The 16,584-nt window shown below is 60.8% G+C and carries 18 protein-coding genes; 7 read left to right on the plus strand and 11 right to left on the minus strand.

Features of this window, described 5'->3' with window-relative positions; translation table 11 throughout:
- Positions 1–24 precede the first annotated feature (24 nt).
- Together dut and JNB88_RS01640 are read left to right on the plus strand one after the other, a co-directional pair.
- Positions 25–495 (plus strand): dUTP diphosphatase, encoded by a 471-nt coding sequence (gene dut / locus JNB88_RS01635; protein WP_220354027.1) that lies wholly within the window; start codon positions 25–27, stop codon positions 493–495.
- Positions 492–1,394, plus strand: coding sequence for a GNAT family N-acetyltransferase (locus tag JNB88_RS01640; RefSeq protein WP_220354028.1), 903 nt, complete (start codon positions 492–494; stop codon positions 1,392–1,394). The genes dut and JNB88_RS01640 overlap by 4 nt, the downstream gene beginning before the upstream one ends.
- Before the next feature lies 1 nt (position 1,395).
- On the opposite strand, the gene JNB88_RS01645 is transcribed toward JNB88_RS01640, so the two are convergent.
- Positions 1,396–1,866: an Lrp/AsnC family transcriptional regulator gene (locus JNB88_RS01645; protein WP_220354029.1), complete on the minus strand. Its 471-nt coding sequence runs from the start codon at positions 1,864–1,866 to the stop codon at positions 1,396–1,398.
- A gap of 104 nt (positions 1,867–1,970) precedes the next feature.
- Between JNB88_RS01645 and JNB88_RS01650 the strand changes: the two genes are divergently transcribed.
- Positions 1,971–2,867, plus strand: coding sequence for a DMT family transporter (locus JNB88_RS01650; protein ID WP_220354030.1), 897 nt, complete (start codon positions 1,971–1,973; stop codon positions 2,865–2,867).
- Between the two features lie 20 nt (positions 2,868–2,887).
- Here the strand turns inward: JNB88_RS01650 and JNB88_RS01655 are convergent, their stop codons facing one another.
- Complete coding sequence (locus JNB88_RS01655; RefSeq protein ID WP_220354031.1) at positions 2,888–3,406, minus strand: Dps family protein; 519 nt, start codon at positions 3,404–3,406, stop codon at positions 2,888–2,890.
- Positions 3,407–3,634: 228 nt separating this feature from the next.
- Here JNB88_RS01655 and JNB88_RS01660 point away from each other — a divergent pair, with 228 nt between their 5' ends.
- Both JNB88_RS01660 and cysK read left to right on the plus strand, forming a co-directional pair.
- Entirely contained in the window at positions 3,635–4,252 is a 618-nt protein-coding gene (locus tag JNB88_RS01660; protein ID WP_220354032.1) for a LysE family translocator, read from the plus strand.
- A gap of 132 nt (positions 4,253–4,384) precedes the next feature.
- Positions 4,385–5,347, plus strand: a complete 963-nt coding sequence (cysK, locus tag JNB88_RS01665; protein WP_037130631.1) for a cysteine synthase A — start codon at positions 4,385–4,387, stop codon at positions 5,345–5,347.
- 51 nt (positions 5,348–5,398) lie between these two features.
- On the opposite strand, the gene JNB88_RS01670 is transcribed toward cysK, so the two are convergent.
- The 9 genes from JNB88_RS01670 to rsmI all read right to left on the minus strand — a co-directional run bounded on the left by JNB88_RS01670 (position 5,399) and on the right by rsmI (position 14,483).
- Entirely contained in the window at positions 5,399–6,922 is a 1,524-nt protein-coding gene (locus JNB88_RS01670; protein WP_220354033.1) for a YifB family Mg chelatase-like AAA ATPase, read from the minus strand.
- Positions 6,923–7,121: 199 nt separating this feature from the next.
- Positions 7,122–8,069 (minus strand): glutathione synthase, encoded by a 948-nt coding sequence (gene gshB / locus JNB88_RS01675; RefSeq protein ID WP_037130636.1) that lies wholly within the window; start codon positions 8,067–8,069, stop codon positions 7,122–7,124.
- A gap of 94 nt (positions 8,070–8,163) precedes the next feature.
- Positions 8,164–8,673 carry a cupin domain-containing protein gene (locus JNB88_RS01680; RefSeq protein ID WP_220354034.1) on the minus strand — a complete coding sequence of 170 codons (510 nt, stop codon included), beginning with the start codon at positions 8,671–8,673 and terminating at the stop codon, positions 8,164–8,166.
- A gap of 103 nt (positions 8,674–8,776) precedes the next feature.
- A complete protein-coding gene (locus tag JNB88_RS01685; protein ID WP_220354035.1) occupies positions 8,777–9,874 on the minus strand; it encodes a sn-glycerol-3-phosphate import ATP-binding protein UgpC in 1,098 nt (365 codons plus the stop codon).
- Positions 9,875–9,885: 11 nt separating this feature from the next.
- On the minus strand, positions 9,886–10,728 hold the full coding sequence (gene ugpE / locus JNB88_RS01690) for a sn-glycerol-3-phosphate ABC transporter permease UgpE (protein ID WP_220354036.1): 843 nt from the start codon (positions 10,726–10,728) through the stop codon (positions 9,886–9,888).
- 12 nt (positions 10,729–10,740) lie between these two features.
- Positions 10,741–11,718: an ABC transporter permease subunit gene (locus JNB88_RS01695; RefSeq protein ID WP_220354037.1), complete on the minus strand. Its 978-nt coding sequence runs from the start codon at positions 11,716–11,718 to the stop codon at positions 10,741–10,743.
- An 81-nt stretch (positions 11,719–11,799) separates the two neighbouring features.
- Positions 11,800–13,098, minus strand: a complete 1,299-nt coding sequence (locus JNB88_RS01700) for an extracellular solute-binding protein (RefSeq protein WP_220354038.1) — start codon at positions 13,096–13,098, stop codon at positions 11,800–11,802.
- Between the two features lie 124 nt (positions 13,099–13,222).
- Positions 13,223–13,591 (minus strand): YraN family protein, encoded by a 369-nt coding sequence (locus JNB88_RS01705; protein ID WP_220354039.1) that lies wholly within the window; start codon positions 13,589–13,591, stop codon positions 13,223–13,225.
- Complete coding sequence (gene rsmI, locus JNB88_RS01710; protein ID WP_220354255.1) at positions 13,581–14,483, minus strand: 16S rRNA (cytidine(1402)-2'-O)-methyltransferase; 903 nt, start codon at positions 14,481–14,483, stop codon at positions 13,581–13,583. Before rsmI ends, JNB88_RS01705 begins: the two co-directional genes overlap by 11 nt.
- Before the next feature lie 270 nt (positions 14,484–14,753).
- Here rsmI and dnaN point away from each other — a divergent pair, with 270 nt between their 5' ends.
- Both dnaN and pmtA read left to right on the plus strand, forming a co-directional pair.
- Positions 14,754–15,872 (plus strand): DNA polymerase III subunit beta, encoded by a 1,119-nt coding sequence (gene dnaN, locus JNB88_RS01715; protein ID WP_037130658.1) that lies wholly within the window; start codon positions 14,754–14,756, stop codon positions 15,870–15,872.
- A gap of 116 nt (positions 15,873–15,988) precedes the next feature.
- Positions 15,989–16,582: a phospholipid N-methyltransferase PmtA gene (gene pmtA / locus JNB88_RS01720; protein ID WP_037130661.1), complete on the plus strand. Its 594-nt coding sequence runs from the start codon at positions 15,989–15,991 to the stop codon at positions 16,580–16,582.
- The last annotated feature ends 2 nt before the right edge of the window (positions 16,583–16,584 follow it).

Raw genomic sequence — 16,584 nt, forward strand, 5'->3', positions numbered from 1 at the left:
GCTTCGGGCGCAAACTAATGCCGCATGACCATTCATGCCGATACACGCCCCACGCTCAACCTGATCCGCCTTGCCAACGGTCAGGACCTCGATCTGCCCGCCTATGAAAGCAAGGGGGCGGCAGGTATGGACCTGCGCGCCGCCGTCGATGTCGCCGCACCGATGACGATCGCCCCCGGAAAGCGCGCGCTGGTACCGACGGGCTTCATCTTCGAAATTCCTGAGGGGTTCGAAGGCCAGGTCCGCCCGCGCTCCGGCCTTGCCTTCAAGCACGGCATCACCTGCCTGAACACGCCCGGAACCATCGACAGCGACTATCGCGGCGAGGTCAAGGTTCTGCTGATCAATCTCGGCGAAGAGCCGTTCGAGATCACCAGAGGCATGCGCATCGCCCAGATGGTGATCGCACCCGCGATCCAGGCTCATATCTTCGAGATTTCCGAGGCGAGTGCCACGGCGCGCGGCGCCGGCGGTTTCGGGTCGACCGGAGTATGACCTCCAAGAGCGTCGATCATTCCGGCCTGACATTCCGCCGTGACTACTTCGGCGACCTCAAGGCCTGGCAGGCACTGGTCGATCTCTTGAAGGACACATTCGATATCGACATCGGCCCATTGCAGCAAATGGGTGGACCAGATTCCAGTAGTATGCCCTTTGGCTGGTTTACCGACGACGGCCGGCTTGCCGCCAACCTCTCGGCATTCTCCATGCCACTCGTTATCAACGGGCGTAGGGTGAACGCGGCAGCCTTCCAATCCGGCGCCGTTCGGCCACCCTGGCGCGGCCGCGGCCTCTATCGCGACCTGACCCGGAAGGCGCTCGCCTGGTGCGAGGAGAAGGGTTTCGAAGCGATCGTGCTCTACACCGACAAGCCTTCGCTCTACGAACCCTACGGATTCCACTCGCTTTCACTGCATGCCTATTCCGGCAAAGTGCCGGCCGCGTCGAAGGCACAGACGCCGGCTCGGCGTCTCGATCCGCTCGAAAAGGCAGACTTCGAGCTATTGCGCATGGCTCTACAGACACGCGCCCCAGTCTCGAACGTGTTCGCCGTGCGCGAGAGTGCCGCGATGTTTCTCATCAACACGCAGCTCGATCCCGGGGTCAGGATCAGCTGGATAGAACAGGAACGGGCCGCTGTCGCGTGGAAGATGGAAACGCCCGGACATTTCACGCTTCTCGACGTCGTCAGCGATAATATCCCCTCGCTCGCCGCGATCATGGGAGCGCTCGAGATCGAAGCCGAGAGAGTCGACGTCCTGTTTTGTCCCGACAAGCTCGGATGGAGTGGAGAGGCGAAGCCGCTTGAGACCCACACGCAGCTTATGATCCGCGCACCGGCCGAGATCGCGTTCGATCGACCGGCGATGCTATCGCCGATGGCGGACTTCTAACCTATCGGCCTCGTGAGAGTGGAGGCAGGCGACGCTTGACCGGCGATGCCTTGACCATCGAGGTGCTCGTTTCAGCCTTCTCGGCCACCTTGTCGAGAATCGTGTCCAGCTCCGCCATCGAGGCTACAACGAGCCGGGCAATGAAACAGTCATCGCCCGTTACCTTGTCGCACTCCACGAACTGAGGCGTATCCTGGATGATGTGCTGGACGACATGCAACTGGCCGGGCAGCGGACGAACGCGCACGATCGCCTGCAGCGGATATCCGAGCGCCGCGGCGTCGATATCGATCGTGAAAGCGGCGATGATCCTGCGTTCCTCAAGACGACGCAGACGTTCGGCAGCGCTTGGCGAAGACAGGCCCGCGGCCTGCGCCAGCTCCTTCAAGGAAATGCGGGCGTTGTCAGCCAATGCCTGCAGGATTCTCTGGTCGATATCATCGATCCCGTTGTCATTAGGCGAAGCAGACACTTTTCCTCACAAAAATAGGACAACTTTGCACTGGACCTAACGCAATCTATATAGATCGAGCAGTAGTCGCAATATTCTTTCCTCCATCAATATGGAGAGATGCGATGCATAGCGAAGTCCGCACCGGTTCTGCCCAGATGACCGCAGCAATGCTGATTTCAGGAACCATTGGCTGGTTCGTCGTGATGTCGGGACAACCGGTAAGCGGCGTGGTGTTCTGGCGTTGCCTTTTTGGTGCGGTCAGTCTTCTTGTCGTCTGCGCCACCATGGGGCTGTTGCGGCCGGGCATCCTTACCTTGAAGGCGCTTGGCATCGCTGTCTTCGGCGGCGTGGCGATCGTTCTCAATTGGCTGCTGCTGTTTGAAGCGTACGGCCATGCCTCGATTTCGATAGCGACAACGGTTTACAATACGCAACCCTTCATGCTGCTTGCGCTCGGCGCGCTGTTTCTTGGCGAGAAGATCACCGCCGCAAAGCTCTTCTGGCTAACGCTGGCCTTTGCCGGAATGGCGGCCATCGTCGAAGCCAAGCCGGCAACGGCTGGGCAGCATGAGGGCTATGGTCTCGGCATCCTCCTGGCGCTCGGCGCCGCGTTTTTCTATGCCCTTGCGGCGCTCGCGGCGAAATGGCTCAAGGGCACGCCTCCGCACCTGATTGCGCTCATCCAGGTTGCAACCGGCGTTTTGATGCTGTTGCCGACCATGAGCTTTTCGGACCTGCCCACCGACGGACAGTCATGGTCGATCCTAGTCACCATGGGTGTTGTGCATACCGGGCTGATGTATGTGCTGCTCTACGGCGCCATCCAGAAGCTGCCGATCCACCTGACGGGAGCGTTGTCGTTCATCTACCCGGTCGCGGCGATCCTTGTTGACCGGCTGGCCTTCGGACATGCATTGCAGCCACTTCAGATTGCCGGCGCAGCGGTCATTCTCATTGCCGCGGCCGGCATGAACCTTGGCTGGACGCCCGCGCAGCTCCTGCGTACGCGGGCAAGCTGATATGTGAAAGGGCGCGGTGGCTACTTCTGCTGTCGCGTCGTTTCGAACAGGAACCAGGTGCGGCGCTCTGCCTCGTCGATCCACACTTCCAGCAGGCTCGTGGTGGCAACATCATTGTGCTCGGAGCAGACATCGTGGGTCTCGCGCAACAGCGACACCAGCTGCTTGTTGTCGTCCCGCAGTTCCGCCAGCATATCCTCGGGCGTGACATAGTCGGCATCATTGTCATTGATGCGCTGCAGGCGGCCGATATGGCCGATGGAGCGAAGCGTCGTGCCGCCGATCTTGCGCGCCCGCTCGGCGATCGCGTCGGTCGTGGCAAAAATCTGTTCGGCCTGCTCGTCGAGCATCAGGTGATAGTCGCGGAAATGCGGTCCCGACATATGCCAATGGAAATTCTTGGTCTTGATGTAGAGCGCAAAGACATCCGCCAGCAACGCGGCCAGAGCGGCCGAGATATCCTGAATGGCGTTGCTTTTCAGGTCTGTCGGGGTGGCGAGTGGTGCAAGTCTGCGCTTTTCGGCTGCGGTGGGGCTCATCAGCTTTCTCCTTTGGCGAGCGGCAGGCATCGGCAGGTGTAGAGCGGCTTCATCGCCCTTTCGCTTTGGCGGTTGCGATTTTCACCGGCCGTATTCACCGCCTTGGAACTAGAACTGCAACAGCAGGCGTCAACAGCGGCAAGCTACCGCAGTATGATGACAGGACGTCGCATCCTTGAATGCGATGGGCTGCAGAGGTAGAAGTCGGCTGAAGCTGGAGTTCACGTCATGTCATTCACCGCGCTTTTCGCCTACGCTGCGGCGCTCTTCATCGCAGCGGCAATACCCGGGCCCGGTATAACAGCGATCGTTGCCCGGGCGCTCGGCTCGAATTTTCGCGAAACGTTTTTCATGGGTCTCGGCCTCGTGCTTGGCGACATGACCTACCTGACAGCGGTCATTCTCGGGCTGGCCTTCGTGGCGCAGACATTCACCGAGATATTCATTGTCATCAAGATCGCCGGTGCTCTCTACCTCTGCTACATCGCTTACAAGCTATGGACCGCCGGGCTGCTTCCGCAGGACATCGCGGCAAAGAAGGCCGGCAATGTCGGCATGAGCTTTCTGTCTGGCCTGCTGGTGACGCTTGGCAATCCCAAGACCATGCTTTTCTACGTGGCGCTGGTGCCGACGCTGATCGACCTTAACAGCATAGGGCTTCGCGAATACGGTATCCTTCTGGCTACCACATTCGTCGTCCTTCTCGTGGTTCTGGTGCCTTATATGCTGCTTGCATCGCGCGCCCGCATGTTGCTCAAGCAACCACGTGCGCTTGCGGCGCTGAACAAGGCAGCGGCCGGCATTCTGGCGGGCACGGCAGCCTTCATCGCCACCCGTGCGGCCTGAAAAATTCATTCGGCAAAGCCCGGCTCCTAAAGGATTTTTTCTCCGCGGGCGCCTTCCCGCGGGTGAAGCCACACTGGTCTCCACTCGCCTTTGACCCTATTCTCTCTGCACGTTTCACCAAGGGAGAGCCTAATGTCGAAGAAACCGGGCCGTGGCCGCATCTATTCCTCGATCACCGAAACCATCGGCGACACACCCATTGTCCGGCTCGACAAGCTTGCCAAGGCAAAGGGCGTGAAGGCAAACCTGCTTGCCAAGCTGGAGTTCTTCAATCCTATCGCTTCAGTCAAGGACCGCATCGGCGTCGCCATGATCGAGTCGCTGGAGTCGCAGGGCAAGATTTCGCCCGGCAAGACGACCCTGATCGAACCGACATCGGGCAACACTGGCATTGCGCTGGCCTTCGCCGCCGCCGCCAAGGGATACAAGCTGATCCTGACGATGCCGGAAACCATGTCTGTCGAGCGCCGCAAGATGCTGGCTCTGCTCGGCGCGGAGCTTGTCCTCACCGAGGGCCCAAAAGGCATGAAGGGCGCGATCGCGAAGGCCGAGGAACTGGCCGCGACGCTTCCGGATGCCATCATTCCACAACAGTTCGAAAATCCGGCCAACCCCGAGATCCATCGCCGCACGACGGCCGAGGAAATCTGGAACGATACCGACGGCACGGTCGACATCCTGGTTGCCGGCATCGGTACCGGTGGCACCATCACGGGTGCCGGGCAGGTGCTGAAGTCGAAGAAACCCGGCATCAAGGTCGTCGCCGTCGAGCCTGCGGAATCTCCCATTCTTTCAGGCGGCCAGCCCGGACCGCACAAAATCCAGGGCATCGGCGCGGGCTTTGCGCCGGCCATACTCGACACGCACATCTATGACGAAATCGTCACGGTGAGCAGCGCCGAGGCGCTGGACCTTGCCCGGGAAGTCGCGAAGCTTGAAGGCGTGCCAGTCGGTATCTCTTCCGGTGCGGCATTGACGGCAGCAATCAAGATCGGCAGCCGCGAGGAGAACGCCGGGAAGAACATCGTGGTGATCATCCCGTCCTTTGCCGAGCGCTACCTCTCGACCGCGCTCTTCGACGGCCTCGGCAGCTAAACGGGTCTTCCTTGCTGAGGCTCGAGGGCGCCTCCTGGCGCCCTTTTCATTTCATGCGGCGGTGGTCAATCGCTCGCCGGCGATCCGATAGGAGATTGCCTCGGCAAGGTGAATGCGCCCCACCTCTTCCTTGCCCTCGAGATCCGCCAGGGTTCGCGCCACCTTCAGCACGCGATGGTAGCCGCGCGCCGAGAACTTCATTTTTTCCGCCGCGTCGCGGAGCAACTGCAGGCCAGCAGTGTCCGGTGTGGCGTACTTCTCGATCATGGCGGTGGAACACCGGGCATTGGTACCGGTGCCGCCCGCTCCGAAGCGGTTTCGCTGAATGTCCCGAGCTCGGGCGACGCGGGCGGCTACATCGGCGCTCTTCTCCGCCGGTGTCGGTCGAATCAGGTCGATGGCAGAAACGGCAGGCACATCGATGCGGATATCGATGCGATCCATCAACGGACCCGATATGCGCGCCTGATAGTCCGCCATGCACCGTGGGCCACGCGCGCAGCTGTGACCGGGTTCGCCCGCCATGCCACAGCGGCACGGATTCATGGCCGCCACGAGCTGGATATTGGCAGGGTAGGATACACGGTGGTTCGCCCGCGCGATAACGCACTCACTCGTTTCCAACGGTTGCCGCAAGGCGTCGAGTGCCTGCGGCGAGAACTCGGGAAACTCGTCAAGAAACAGCACGCCGTGATGCGCCAACGACGCCTCGCCCGGCCTTGCGCGCAAACCGCCACCGATCAGCGCGGCCATCGTCGCCGAATGGTGAGGCGTCCGGAAGGGGCGTCGATCCGACAATTTGCCGCCAGACAATTGCCCGGCTACCGAATGGATCATCGAGACTTCCAAGAGCTCGGCGGCCGAAAGTGGCGGCAGGATCGAAGGCAGCCGGGCCGCAAGCATGGATTTTCCCGAGCCGGGCGGGCCGACCATCAGGAGGTTATGACCGCCGGCTGCCGCAACCTCCAACGCCCGCTTCGCACTTTCCTGCCCCTTGATGTCGGCAAGATCGGGCAGGCTCGCCGTATTTGCGCGAATTGCAGGTTCGGGGCGGGAGAGAACCTGGGTGCCACGAAAGTGGTTGGCGAGTGCGATCAGGCTTCGCGGCGCGAGAATATCGATATCGGGACCCGCCCATGCGGCCTCGGCTCCGCTCTCGGCCGGGCAGATCAAGCCCTTGCCGATCGCGTTGGCGCCGATTGCCGCCGGCAACGCGCCAGCAACGGGGGCAATCGTTCCATCGAGGTTCAGTTCGCCAATCACCACATAGTCGGAAAGCGCATCGGCGGGAATTGCACCGAGAGCCGCCATCAGGCCGAGCGCGATCGGCAGATCGAAGTGAGAGCCCTCCTTGGGCAAGTCCGCCGGCGCCAGGTTGACGGTGATTTTCTTGGCCGGCAGCGCTAGGCCGGAAGCATGCAGCGCGGCGTGGACACGCTCGCGGCTTTCTGCAACCGCCTTGTCAGGAAGGCCAACGATCTGCGTCACGACCCGACCGGGCGCAACCATCACCTGAACCTCGACCGGAACACCCTCTATGCCCTGAAATGCAACCGTACTGACGCGTGCGACCATGCCCCAATCCCCTGTGCCGCAACCCACTACACTGCAGTTTAACGACGTATCATTGTCGCCAATTGCAATCTTGCATAGAAACGGGAATGAAACAAGAACAATAAAGGAACAGATTCACGCCTTCGCTGTGTCCAGGTTGTGTCTGGTTGTAGCCTGAGAACAGAAGGCGGCGCCCCCGCTCCCACCGGGAGAGGAAACGCTACGAGCGCTTTCTCTCGATCGCGTCCCAAAGCAGCGCTGCGACGTCCGCGCCGCCGAACTTGCGCACTTCGCGGATGCCCGTCGGCGAGGTGACATTGATCTCCGTCATATAATCGCCGATGACATCAATGCCGACAAAGAGGAAGCCGCGCTCCTTGAGCGCAGGGCCAATGCGCTTGCAGATTTCGATCTCGCGGGTTGTCAGCTCGGTCGCCTCTGCGCGCCCGCCAACATGCATGTTGGAGCGGCTGTCGTGCTCGGCAGGAACGCGATTGATGGCACCAACCGGCTCGCCGTCGACAAGCAGGATGCGCTTGTCGCCCTTGCGCACATCGGGGAGATACTGCTGCGCGATGAAGGGTTCGCGGAAGAGCTGGCCGAACATTTCCAGCAGCGACGACAGGTTGCGATCGTCCTTGGTGGAGTGGAAGACGCCGGCGCCGCCGTTGCCGTAGAGCGGCTTGAGGATGATATCGCCCATTTCGTCGCGGAAGCGACGGATCTCGGCTGCATCCTTGGTGATCAGGGTCTTCGGCATCAGATCGGCAAATTCCGTGACGAAGATCTTTTCGGGGGAGTTCCTGACCCAGGCAGGGTCATTGACGACAAGCGTCTTCGGGTGGATCCGCTCCAGGAGATGCGTCGAGGTGATGTAGGCCATATCAAACGGCGGGTCCTGGCGCAGCAGGATCACATCCATGGTCGACAGATCGACACGCTCAGGCGTTCCGAGCTCGAAGTGATCGCCCTTGACGTCGCGCAGCACCATCGGCTCGACGGTGGCGTAGAGATTGCCATCGCGGAAGCTCAGGCGTTCCGGTGTGTAATGGAAGAGCTTGTAACCGCGAGCCTGTGCTTCCAGGCTCATCGCAAAGGTGGAATCGCCTGCGATATTGATGCCGGCAACATGGTCCATCTGGACCGCTACATTCTTGATCTTGGCCATTTCCGTCCCTTAGCTGATGCCGGACAGATGTAGGCTGCAGATGCCCCGAAAGCAACGCCAATCAACGGCATGCTGATGCGGAAGCAGCAGATCCTCAGGCGGCGATTCCGCTCTTTGGAGCGTCGCCGCGCAGCAGGTTTCGCAGCCGATAGGCAAGCGCCACAGGCTTGGGGAAAGGCTTCCTCAGGAACGCAACCTTGCGCACATAGGTGTCCACGCGCCAACTTGCCCAGGTGCCGGCTGCAAAGAAGGCGACGTCGCCAGCCGCGAGCGTACGCTGCGTACCGTCTTCAGCGAGGATGTGAACCCCACCCTCGAGGATCATCACGGTCTCGTCCCAGTAGAAGAACCACCGGAATTCACCCGCCGTGCAATCCCAGATCGCGGTGAGGGCAGCATCGTCGTTGCTGCGGGAGTGCTCGCCGGTGCGCGCCTGCGGATCACCGCTTATGATCCAATCCGGATTGATCGGGGTCGAACGCATGACAAAATTGTCGCCCGACTTCGCGACGAACGTTTTCGGTGTCGCCTGTGGAAGATTCGGAAAAGGGACTACACGCGCGGCCATTGCGACCACGCTTGCCAGCATCATCTGCATACCCATGAACAACCCCCGTTGTTGCCTGATTATTGACGGGGTAGCAGAGAGTTGTAAAGGCGCGGTACAAGCAATGCGTACAATTTGAACGATCACTACATCCAAAGTGCTAGGCGAGCTCGGTCTTCACTCCCGCGACCTGTGGATATCTCGTTTCTCCGATGCGTTTTCCCGTATCGTGGCTGAAGAAATGCAGCCTCCCCGCACCCACAACCAGCCGCAGCTCCGAAGTCAGAACCGTTTCGGGAGACAGGACAGCCGTCAGCGGCTGGTCGCCGAGATTTCCGTGCACGAGACGCTGCGAGCCCAACTCTTCGACATAGTCCACCGTGACGAGCATCGCATGCTCGCCGGGACCGGCGACGCGCAGATCCTCGGCACGAATGCCGACCGTGACGGATCCTGATGTCGGTGCGTGACCGGCAAGGTCGATCAAGTTCGGGCCAAGCGCCAGCTTGTCGCCATGCAGTTCGCCCTTGAGCAGGTTCATGGCCGGAGAGCCGATGAAGCTGGCGACGAAGGTGGAAGCCGGGCGATGATAGACCTCGAGCGGTGTGCCGATCTGCTCGATTTCGCCCTTGCTCAGCACCACGAGACGATCGGCCAAGGTCATCGCTTCGAGCTGGTCGTGGGTGACGTAGAGCGAGGTAGTGCCCAAGCGGCGCTGCAGGCGCTTGATTTCGCCGCGCATGGAAACGCGCAGCTTGGCGTCGAGATTCGATAGTGGTTCGTCGAACAGGAAGGCAGCCGGCTTGCGGACGATGGCGCGGCCCATGGCAACGCGCTGGCGCTGACCACCCGACAGCGCGCGCGGGCGGCGGTCGAGATAGGGCTCAAGCTGCAGCATGCGGGCGGCCTCGGTGACGCGCGCGTCGATCTCCGACTTCGGCGTCTTGCGGTTCTTCAGACCGTATTCCAGGTTCTCGCGCACTGTCATGTGCGGGTAGAGCGCATAGTTCTGGAAGACCATGGCGATGTCGCGATCGGCAGGGTCGACGCTGTTGACCACGCGGTCGCCGATGCTGACGGTGCCGTCGGAGATCTCCTCGAGCCCGGCCACCATGCGCAGCAGCGTGGACTTGCCGCAGCCGGACGGGCCGACCAACACGATGAACTCACCGTCGGCGATGGAGATATCGACGCCGTTCACGGCGCGGACGCCGCCATGATAATCCTTGCAGACCTTCGAGATTTCGATCCGTGCCATGTTTCTCTTCCTTACTTGTCGCTCTCGGTGAGGCCCTTGATGAACCATCTCTGGAAAATCACGACGATCAGCACCGGCGGCAGCATGGCCAACACGGCGAGTGCAAAGGCTTCGTTGTAATCGGGAATTTGTGAACCGACCCAGACCTGCAGGATCGACTTGATACCCCGCATAAGCGTGAAGAAGCTCTCGTCTGTCGTCATCAGCATCGGCCAGAGATACTGGTTCCAGCCATAGACGAACATGATGATGAAGATCGCCGCCATCATGGTGCGCGACAGCGGGATCAGGATGTCGACGAAGAACTTGAACGGGCCGGCGCCATCGATGCGGGCGGCCTCCAAGAGCTCCTCGGGAACCGACTTGAAGAACTGGCGGAAATAGAAGGTTCCGGTCGCGGAGGCGAGCAGCGGTACGATCAGGCCGGTGTAGGAATTCAGCAGCCCGAGTTTGCTCATGACTTCGTAGGACGGCATGATGCGGACTTCGAGCGGCAGCAACAGCGTCGTGAAGATGATCCAGAAGGCCAGCGTCGCGAAGCGAAAGCGGAAATAGACGATTGCGTAGGCCGCCATCATCGACAGCACGATCTTGCCGACGGCAAAGCCGATGCCGAGGATGAGCGAGTTCAGCACCATGTTGAGGCCGGTGACCTCACCGGTGAAGCCACCCTTCTGGGTCAGGACCTTCTCATAGGTGCCGACGAAATTGTCGCCGGGAACCAGCATCAGGCCCTTGGTGTGGATTTCGGCCGCCTCGTGCGTCGAGGTCATGAAAGCGACGATCACGGGCACGATCAGGAACAGCGAGCCTAGGATCAGGATCAGGTGGTCGAGGGGTTTTGTCTTGTACATGGTCGTTCCCTCTCACGTGTAGTGGATGCGCTTCTCGATGAAGCGGAACTGGATGATGGTGAGAACGAAGACAACGATCATCAGGATGACCGACTGCGCCGAGGAGCTGCCGATGTCATTGCCGCGGAAGCCGTCCATGTAGACCTTGTAGACAAGGGTGATCGGATTGTTGGCCGGCTTGTCCTTCACCATCACGTCGATGACGCCGAAGGTGTCGAACAGGGCATAGGTGATGTTGATGATCAGCAGGAAGAAGGCGGTCGGAGCCAGCAGCGGCAGCGTCACCGTCCAGAAGCGTCGAAAACCGGAGCGGCAGTCGATGGTGGCGGCTTCGCGCACGGAGACCGGCACGCCCTGAAGACCCGACAGGAAGAAGATGAAATTGTAGGGGATCTGCTTCCAGACGGCGACGACGATCAGCGCAAAGGCGGTGTCGTAGTAGTTCAGGCCAACCTGCATGTCCCAGCCGAACCATGCCGCCAGCTTGACGAAGGGGCCGATGTGCAGGTCGAAGAACATCATGCCGATGAGACCGGCAACCGGCGGGGCGATCGCGTAGACCGAGATCAGCAGCGTCTTGTAGGCAGAGCTGCCGCGAATGACCGCATCGGCCTTGACCGCCAGCAGCAGGCCGAGCGCCAGCGAGAAGAAGGTCACCAGGCCAGTGAAGACGACCGTGAACTTGGCGATGCTCAGATATTCGGGGCTGAAGATCGCGTCCGTATAGTTGGCGAAGCCGACGAAGGTCGAGCCGAATCCGAACGGGTCCTCGATATAGAAGGACGACTGCACCGCCTGTACGGATGGCCAGTAGAAGAAAATGAAGATCACCGCGAGCTGCGGCGCCAGAAACAGATAAGGGATCAGCGATGGCGAGAACTGGACGCGCTTGGCGCCCGACGGCTCGGCGGCGGCTGCCGGTTTCCTGGCGCCTGCCGCAAGGCCCGGAATGAACCGGCCGAAGCGGGGTTGAGAAGGTGTATAGGCCACGCGCGGTCCTCTATCGCTGATAGGACCTCCCTTCCGGAGAAGGGAGGTCCATGTTGACTGTCATGGTCGACGTGGCTTGGATCAGCCAGCGGTCTTCGCGAAGCGGGCGAGAAGTTCGTTGCCTTCCTTCTCGATGGTGTCGAACGCGTCCTTGACGGTCGTTTCACCAGCGAAGATGCGGTTGTATTCGCGCTCCATGATCGAGCGGATCTGCGGGTAGAAGCCGAGGCGATAGCCCTTCGACCATTCGCCGCCTTCCAGCTTCAGCTGCCTGATACCGACTTCAGCGACAGGCTCCTTCTCGTAGTAGCCTTCCTTCTTGGCCAGCTCATAGGCGGCTTCGGTGATGGCGACATAACCGGTTGCCTGGTGGTAGAACTTCTGGATCTCAGGCGAGGTCAGGAACTGGAAGAAGTCGGCAACGCACTTGTTTTCGGCTTCCGGCTTTCCGGCCATGGCGAAGAGGGCAGCGCCACCGATGAAGGTGTTCTTGCCAGCGCCGCTGATCGAGTTCCAGTAAGGCAGGAAGGTTGCCGAGAAGGGCATGGTTGCGGTCTTCTTCAGGCCGCCGAACGAGCCGGAGGAGCCGATCCACAGAGCGACCTTGCCTTCCTCGAAGGGCTTCTGGTTGTCGTTCCAGCCGGCGCCGTAGTAGGCGAAGTAGCCTTCATCCTTCCAGGCCTTGAGCTTTTCGAACATCATGATGAGGTTCGGGTCGGTGACCTTGAGCTTGGTGTCGACGATGCTGTCGTAGCCGTTGTTGTTGGTGGCGAACTGGATGTTGTTGCGCGAGAAGAAGTTCTCGGTGAACTCCCAGGTCAGCTGCGTCTGGACGAGCGGGATATAGCCGGCTTCCTTGAGCTTCGGCGCGATCGCCTCGAACTCTTCCCAGGTCTTCGGCGCTTCAACGCCGGCCTTCTTCAGCGCTTCCGGATTGGTATACATGATCGGAGCGGAAGAATTGAATGGCATGCCGACGAACTTGCCATCAGCAGCAGCGTAGAGGTAGCGAACGCCAGGGATGAAGGCGTTGCGGTCGAACTTGTAGCCGGCGTTGTTGATCAGGTCTTCAGCCGGGATGACAGCGCCCTTGGCGTTGATGATCGTGGCTGCACCCGCATCGAAAACCTGCAGGATGTTCGGCTGTTCGCCCGAACGGAAAGCGGCGATGCCGGCGGCCAGCGCTTCTTCATAGGATCCCTTGGAGACCGGCGTGATCGCGCAGCTCGTCTGCGATGCGTTGAACTTCTGCGCGACTTCGTTGATGACTTCGCCGTTGCGGCCGCCCATGCCGTGCCACCAAGTGATATTGGTTGCGGCAAAAGACGACGAGGCCGAGAAGCTCACGGCCACGGCCGCCATCGTAAATTTCTTGAACATGACTAATCCCTCTCCACCAGTTGTTGGGGTGAGGAGTGCAATAGAGGCCTTCCATGACGCCTCCTTGATGGTTTGATGACAGGAGTGTTACAGCCCTGTCTTTTTGCACGCGATTGCAATGACGTCAGAAGGCGTTCGGAAAATGACGCGGCAAGCGGCCAGGCAGGATCGCCACGATGTCGTAACGCTGCGAAAGCACGGCACTATCTCGTTGGCGCGACAACCACAGATCGCTGGCCGCCCGTATGCGGCTTTGCGCAGTCGGGGACACCGCATCGATGGCGCTCATCTCCTTGCGTCGGGCCTTGACTTCCACGAAAATCGCCAGGTTGCGCTTGCGTGCAATAATGTCGATCTCGCCAAGCTTGGTGCGATAGCGCAGGGCGACGATGCGATAGCCCTTCAGCATCAGATAGAGAGCAGCCAGATACTCGGAGACATGTCCCCGGCGAAGCGCCTTGCGGCGATCGACAGAGGGAGCCCTATCGCCCATCGCCACCCTTCATCTCGAGCAGACGCTGGTAGAGCTCCTTCTTGGAAAGACCCGTGAGCCGAGAGGCTTCCGCGGCAGCCTTCGACGTCGGCAAGCTTGAGGCTAGATCGGCCAGGATCGCATCGACGTCAGCGGCTTCGACCTGGCGCTCGGGCGGTGGGCCGATGACGAGCACAATCTCGCCCTTGACGTTATCGACATCGGCGTAGTGTGCAGCAAGTTCCGCCAGCGTACCGCGACGAAACTCTTCGTAGGTCTTGGTCAATTCGCGGCAGACGGAGGCGCGGCGATCACCGCCGAGCACATCGGCGGCGGCGGTCAGCGTTGCAGCAATGCGATGCGGCGATTCAAAGAACATCAGTGTCGCGGCAACCGCCTCGAAAGCGGCCAGGCGATCACGGCGCGCCTTGTCCTTGGTCGGCAGAAAACCGGCAAACAGAAAGGCGTCATTCGGCAGGCCGGAACCGACCAGTGCCGCGAGCGGCGCCGAGGCCCCGGGGATCGGCACGACACGATGGCCCGCCTTGATTGCGGTCTGTGCGAGGCGGTAGCCGGGATCGGAGACAAGCGGCGTTCCAGCGTCCGAGACCAGCGCCACCGACTTTCCGGTTTCGAGCGCCTGCAACAGCCGTGGGCCGACTTCAACTGCATTGTGCTCGTGATAGGCGTAAGGTCGTGTCTGGATGCCATAGCGATCGAGCAGCACGCGGGTAACGCGCGTGTCCTCACAAGCCAGGACATCCGCACCGGCCAGCGTTTCCAATGCGCGCAACGTGATGTCACCGAGATTTCCGATGGGCGTCGCGACGAGGTATAGCGCCGGCTCCAGCGGCCTTGCCGGAACGGACATATTGTGCAGGCGGAAGCTGCGTTGCCTGCCGCCATCGGCCATCACATCGTCATTGCTCAAGGTATCGATACTCTTTGCTGGTTCACGCCTTTATGGGCGAGACCCCGCCATTCGGCAAGGCCGCTGCAATTTCTGTGAGCATCGCACGGGAAAACGGCAATTGCACTGGCGTCGCCGATCGCGCCTCTTGCAATCGATCCCAAAATCCTGCCATTTTGCCTGTCCACTCTCCGGTCCCTCTTGGGCAAAGGCATTCCTTGCGGCGCGCGACATGCGCGCTCAAGCAGTAACGGTCGAAAGCGGTAGCATCCCATGCGTATTACAATTGAGCGGTCCAACCTTTTGAAGTCGCTGAACCACGTGCATCGCGTGGTCGAACGCCGGAACACGATCCCGATCCTGTCCAACATTCTGCTGCGCGCCGATGGTCAGAACCTCGACATGAAGGCGACCGACCTTGACCTCGAAGTGACCGAAGCGACGCCAGCCAACGTCGAACAGGCAGGCGCCACCACCGTTCCCGCCCATCTCCTTTACGACATCGTGCGCAAGCTGCCGGATGGTTCCGAAGTTCTGCTTGCGACGAGCACCGACGGCGGCTCGATGACCGTCCAGTCCGGTCGCTCCAAGTTCTCGCTGCAGTGCCTACCGGAATCCGACTTCCCGGATCTCACCGCAGGCACGTTCAGCCACACCTTCAAGCTGAAGGCGACCGACCTCAAGATGCTGATCGATCGCACGCAGTTCGCGATCTCGACCGAGGAAACCCGCTACTATCTGAACGGCATCTTCTTTCACACCATCGAAAGCAAGGGCGACCTCAAGCTGCGGGCCGTCGCAACCGACGGTCACCGCCTCGCCCGCGCCGACGTCGACGCACCATCCGGCTCGGAAGGCATGCCTGGTATCATCATCCCGCGCAAGACCGTGGGCGAGCTGCAGAAGCTCGTCGATGTGCCTGATGCGCTGGTGACCGTCGAAGTGTCTGACGCCAAGATCCGCCTCAGCATCGGCTCGATCGTCATGACCTCGAAGCTGATCGATGGCACCTTCCCGGACTACCAGCGTGTCATCCCCACCAACAACGACAAGGAAATGCGCGTCGACTGCACGACCTTCGCGCAGGCCGTCGACCGCGTCTCGACGATCTCCTCCGAGCGCGGCCGCGCGGTCAAGCTTGCTCTCTCCGATGGCCAGTTGCTACTCACCGTCAACAATCCGGATTCCGGCAGCGCCACCGAAGAAGTCGCGGTGGGCTACGACATGGACGCCATGGAAATCGGTTTCAACGCCAAGTACCTGCTCGATATCACGGCGCAGCTTTCCGGGGATGCCGCGATCTTCCTGCTCGCGGACGCGGGCTCGCCGACGCTCATTCGCGACACGGCTGGCGACGACGCCCTTTACGTGCTGATGCCGATGCGCGTGTAGTCGCGCGTCGCATTCTCATCATAAACTTTCTTGATTGCGACGCCGGGGCTTGTTTTTCGTATCGGCTGGCTGCAATTAAGTGGCGGGCTGTTTTGTTGCATATCTAGGAGGACGGCATGGCGTTGCGCCTGAAGGAACGGCTGGGCAAGAAATTTGACGAAGAGATCCGCTTCTTCAAGGGAATGATGCAGGGGCCGAAGACCGTCGGTTCGATCGTTCCCACCTCCTCCGTTACCGCACGCAAGATGGCGAGCGTCGTCAACCCGCATTCGGGACTGCCGGTCCTCGAGCTCGGTCCTGGCACCGGTGCAATCACCAAGGCGATCCTCGGACGGGGCGTAAAGCCGGGAAACCTGGTTGCCGTCGAGTACTCGACCGATTTCTACGAACACCTCGTCCGACTCTACCCGGGCGTGAACTTCATCAACGGCGACGCGTTCAATCTCGACAAGACGCTGGGCGCCATGAAGGATCAAAAGTTCGACTCTGTCGTCTCCGCCGTCCCGCTCCTGAACTTCCCGATGCAGGCGCGCATCGCGCTTCTGGAAAGCCTGCTTGATCGTCTGCCGGCAGGCCGCCCCGTCGTCCAGATTTCCTACGGCCCGGTCTCGCCGATCATCGCGCGGCCGGACCGCTATCACATCCAGCACTTCGATTTCATCGTCCGCAACATCCCGCCGGCGCAGCTCTGGATCTACCGGCGCGGCTGACC

Origin of the sequence: Rhizobium cauense, from assembly GCF_019511525.1 — a bacterium.
GTDB classification, from domain to species: domain Bacteria; phylum Pseudomonadota; class Alphaproteobacteria; order Rhizobiales; family Rhizobiaceae; genus Rhizobium; species Rhizobium cauense.